Source organism: Catenibacterium sp. (assembly GCF_052354645.1).
Lineage (GTDB): Bacteria > Bacillota_I > Bacilli_A > Erysipelotrichales > Coprobacillaceae > Catenibacterium > Catenibacterium mitsuoka_A.
This window is the reverse complement of sequence record NZ_DAWDDM010000160.1, coordinates 1-4,594: the sequence shown is the minus strand read 5'-3', so window position 1 is coordinate 4,594 and position 4,594 is coordinate 1. Positions and strand designations below refer to the sequence as shown.

Genomic DNA, 4,594 nt, shown 5'->3' with positions numbered 1-4,594 from the left:
TGCAGCGTCTGTTGAATTATTCTGTTTAGAATCAGAAAATGATATGCCTGCAAGCCCAGATGAAGTAGAAGAAGCCATTCATGAAGGTATTACTATGCATTGTGGATGGAGTCCTCAGGAAATCATGGATCATACAATCACATTAAAGAAATGTATCTCTTTAAGAGATGAAGCAGGTGCTTTTAATCCATCTTATGATGAAACACAAACAGAAAGTTACCCATGTGATTATGTCTTATTATCTGTAGGACAGGATATTATTCCGGTAGAAGGATTAGATATCAATACAAATCCAAATGGTACAATTCAAGCGGATGCCATTACTTTACAGACTTCTGTACAAGATATCTTTACAGGAGGAGATGTCTATACAGGTCCTCGCTTTGCGATTGATGCGATTGCACAGGGTAAAGAAGCGGCTGAATCAATGCACCGTTATGTCCATAAAGGTCATTCTTTAACTTTAGGTAGAGACTTACACCAGTTTACTCAGCTTGATAAGGATGATATTTTAATTACTTTAGATTTTGATCATTCGAAGAGACAGATTCCAGGTACTAAACAGGGTCTTGCGACAGAAACATTTAAAGACTTACGTTCTACATTTACGCCTAAACAGGTACAAACAGAAGCAAAACGCTGTCTTGGATGTGGTACAAGTGTAGTAGATCCTAATAAATGTATTGGATGTGGTCTATGCACAACTAAATGTGAATTTGATGCAATCAAGCTTACAAGAGATATTCCTGAAGGAAGCAATATGGTAAGATCAGAAGATAAGTTAAAGGCAATTCTTCCTTATGCTGCAAAAAGACAGATTAAGATCTTACGTAATAAGAAGAAATAAAGATGCATGAATTAGGTATTGTCGTACATATTGTCAGAACATTAGAGGATGTTGCACAGGAAAATAGTCTCACAGATATCCGCAGGGTCACTTTACAAATAGGCAGGGTCAGTGGTATTGAACCAGACTATTTAGTAGACTGCTGGGAATATTATAAGAAGAAAGTGTCATTGCTAAAGTATTCAACACTTGATTATGAATGGATTGAAGCTATTACAATCTGTCATAACTGTCAAAATACTTACTCTACAATCGATTATGGCAGAGAATGTCCTTATTGTCATAGTGGGAATACTGTCTTACTGCAAGGCAATGAATGTTTAATTAAAGAAATAGAAGGAGAATAGTTCCTTTATACAAAAATCCTCTCTGTAACACGAGAGGATTATTTTTTATGAATCTCTTCTGTACCTGCTTTTATGGCAGTTTCATAATACCAGAGCTTATGTTCAATTGTTTCTAATTGTTTTTCTAATTGTCGCATTTCTTCTAATACAATCTCTTTTCTTCTCACAAAGAGTTGATAACGTTCTTCTAATGATTCATCACCACGTTTAACCATTTCTACATATTGTTGCATTTCAGAAATACTCATACCTGTATTCTTGAAACATTCAATAATACGCAGCATAGAAATATCTTTTTCTTTAAAGATACGATAACCTGACTCATTCTTTTCTAAGAAAGGAATGAGTCCCATCTTGTCATAATAACGAATAGTAGAAACAGGTAAAGACATCATTTCTGATACCTGTTTAATTGTATAAGTCATCCAATCACCTCTTTAATAGTATAAGAAATAATAGGAAATTATGCAAGAAATTGAGTCATGACAAAGTCACTATATATTCCCCACCTATGATGTGACTATTAAAATAATATATGATAATATTATGAAAAAAGGGGGACTTATATGGAAAATAACGTCACATCTGGAAACTTACTTAAACATATCGCATTCTTTGCGATACCTTATCTATTATCTTATTTCTTACAGACACTCTATGGTATGGCTGATCTATTTATAGTGGGGCAGTTTAATGCGGTAGATGGTATTACAGCTGTTTCTAATGGGAGTCAGGTCATGCATATGTTGACAGCGATTCTTGTAGGACTGGCTATGGGGGTTACTGTTTCTATTAGTCATGCAGTTGGCGCTGAGAATCATACATTAGTAGAAAGAACGATAGGCAATACGATTACACTCTTTGCATGTATTTCTATTGTTTCTACTTTTTTATTGCTTATTTTTGTAAAACCACTTGTTGTGTTACTCAATGTTCCACAAGAAGCAATGACTGGAACTGTGCAATATCTTATCATCTGTTTTATAGGAATTCCTTTCATCACCGCCTATAATATCATCAGTTCTATATATAGAGGCTTAGGAGACTCAAAAAGCCCTATGTATATTATTGCGATTGCCTGTTTATTAAATATTATCTTAGACTATATCTTTATTGGATTATTTCATATGGGACCAATAGGGGCAGCACTTGGAACCACTGTGTCACAAAGCGTGAGTGTTATTATCGCACTCATCTCAATGAAATATCGTACCTCTGACATTCATATCAAAAAAGAAGACCTTCATCTTCAATCTCAGGTATTTAAACATATTCTAAAAGTAGGCTTTCCTGTCGCAATACAGGACGGATGTGTTCAGATTGCCTTTATGATCATTACTATTATTGCGAATAGTCGTGGTTTAAATGATGCTGCTGCAGTAGGTATTGTAGAAAAGATGGTCACTGCCATCTTTATTATTCCTTCTACAATGCTTGCAACTGTATCAGCTTTATCTGCACAAAATATCGGTGCCAAAAATTACGGACGTGCTCGTACAGTATTAAAATATGCAGTAATGATCACTACTCTTTATGGAATCATTGTTACTTTGATTGTAGAATGTGCTGCACCTACACTTCTTGGCTTATTTACTAAAGATACAACAGTAATCTTACTAGGTGTCCAATATATCAGTTCTTATATTATTGATACAATATTTGCAGGGATTCACTTTGGCTTTAGTGGTTATTTTGCAGCAGATGGAAAGAGCTATATTGGCTTTATTCACAATATTATTTCTATTTCATTAGTCAGAGTACCAGGTTCTTATATTGCCTCTATAATGTATCCTCATAACTTATTTCCAATGGGACTTGCAGCTCCTTTAGGATCATTATTATCAGTGATTATTTGTTTAATCGTATATTGTATATTGAAGAAGAAAGATGAATTAAGTGTGCTATAATTGATTATAAGAGAGGTACATTTATGGATAAAATAAGATGGAATCAATTGTTCACTCCAAGAACATTAAAAAAAGGATATGAACTGTACCAAAGTGGTGCAGTAGAAGACATTCAACATAATGAATATGCAATCAAAGGAAGCATATTTGATGATGATGACTATTACTCTATTGTTTATCTGCGTGATGGAATGATAGAAGATATGGATTGTAGCTGTGAAAATGAAGATGAATATTGTGAACATATTGCAGCACTTCTTTATGCTTATGATCCCAAACAAACATATCAATTCCATTATTTTCAAGAAGTCTATACTGATGAAAAGTACAAATCTGTGATTAGAGATATTATTACAGAGAGTGGAAGCTATAAAGAGATGATCAATAAACTCATTTCCTATAAACGTTCAATTCTTCCTACAATAACAGAAGACTCTCTTGCATCACTTAATTTGGTGATTGAAACATTCTATCTCATTTCATCTATTCCTGAAGAAAAAGATGATATCTTAGAAGAACTTAAGAATGATTTAAAAATAATCGTTTCCTGCAGTCATAATAAGAAGACTTTATTAGATGTATTTGAAAGAGAGTACCATTTCCATAAGTATGAGAAAGAAGATGAAGAGTATCTTACTGAAGTCTTTCTAGAATGTTTTAATGAAACAGAATTATATGAAGACAAGTTTCGTATTGTGAATCATATGATTCTAGGCAGTGATGCTTTGAAAGATAACTGGGTTGGACGTATGCAATACTCTCGCTGGATAAGCATTGGATTAAAGATGATGCAGGAAGCGCATATGTCCTATCAGGACATTCTTCATTTCCTTGATACATATCATAATTATGCACCTGTATTTATTCGATATGCGAATGCTTGTTTAGAAAATAGAAATAATAATAAAGCTCTTGAAGTCGTTGAACTTGGATTAAAGTATCATCAAGAAGATGAAGATTTACTTAAGATGAAAAAGGAGATTGCACCTTGTTTAAATCTTAATATGATAGATTGGGCAGACCAGTTTACAGATGTCATTTTAAAACGTGGTTATGATTACTTTTATAAAAAGAAGATCAAGAAGCTCTATCAGGAGCCTTATGGTATTGCGGCTGTAGTAGAAGGATCAGATGATTATCATGTTACTATAGATTTAAAGGATAAACAGGTCACTGGCATGTATTGTGACTGTCCATATGCCAATAAAGGACATCATTGTAAGCATATGGCAGCTGTATTACTTGCATGTAGTGATTATGAAAATTATGATGATATCAAAGAAAAACTAGATATCAAGTTTATAAAAGAACTTAAAGAACATATTCATACACTTCCAAGAGATCAATTAGAACAGCTTCTGTTTGATGAAATGAGATTCAATGAGTCTTTACAGCAACGCTTTAATGATCTTATTGAAACAACTACAATTCAAGATAAATACTTAGACTATCTAGTAGAACTGATAGATGATAATGAAGATCATATACAAACG

The 4,594-nt window shown here is 33.4% G+C and carries 5 protein-coding genes; 4 read left to right on the top strand and 1 reads right to left on the bottom strand.

Annotated features, from left to right (window positions below; genetic code table 11):
* Both ACT8VG_RS07620 and ACT8VG_RS07615 read left to right on the top strand, forming a co-directional pair.
* Positions 1 to 847, top strand: an 847-nt coding sequence (locus ACT8VG_RS07620; RefSeq protein WP_444195544.1) for an FAD-dependent oxidoreductase, incomplete at its 5' end; no start/stop codon positions are given.
* A 2-nt stretch (positions 848 to 849) separates the two neighbouring features.
* The gene (locus tag ACT8VG_RS07615; protein WP_217106261.1) at positions 850 to 1,194 is read left to right on the top strand and encodes a hydrogenase maturation nickel metallochaperone HypA; all 345 of its coding nucleotides are present in this window, start codon (positions 850 to 852) and stop codon (positions 1,192 to 1,194) included.
* 38 nt (positions 1,195 to 1,232) lie between these two features.
* On the opposite strand, the gene ACT8VG_RS07610 is transcribed toward ACT8VG_RS07615, so the two are convergent.
* The gene (locus tag ACT8VG_RS07610) at positions 1,233 to 1,619 is read right to left on the bottom strand and encodes a MerR family transcriptional regulator (protein ID WP_440252585.1); all 387 of its coding nucleotides are present in this window, start codon (positions 1,617 to 1,619) and stop codon (positions 1,233 to 1,235) included.
* Between the two features lie 141 nt (positions 1,620 to 1,760).
* Here ACT8VG_RS07610 and ACT8VG_RS07605 point away from each other — a divergent pair, with 141 nt between their 5' ends.
* Positions 1,761 to 3,101 carry an MATE family efflux transporter gene (locus tag ACT8VG_RS07605; protein ID WP_444195543.1) on the top strand — a complete coding sequence of 447 codons (1,341 nt, stop codon included), beginning with the start codon at positions 1,761 to 1,763 and terminating at the stop codon, positions 3,099 to 3,101.
* 23 nt (positions 3,102 to 3,124) lie between these two features.
* Positions 3,125 to 4,594: SWIM zinc finger family protein (locus ACT8VG_RS07600; RefSeq protein WP_444195542.1), on the top strand; the 1,470-nt coding region annotated here is incomplete at its 3' end.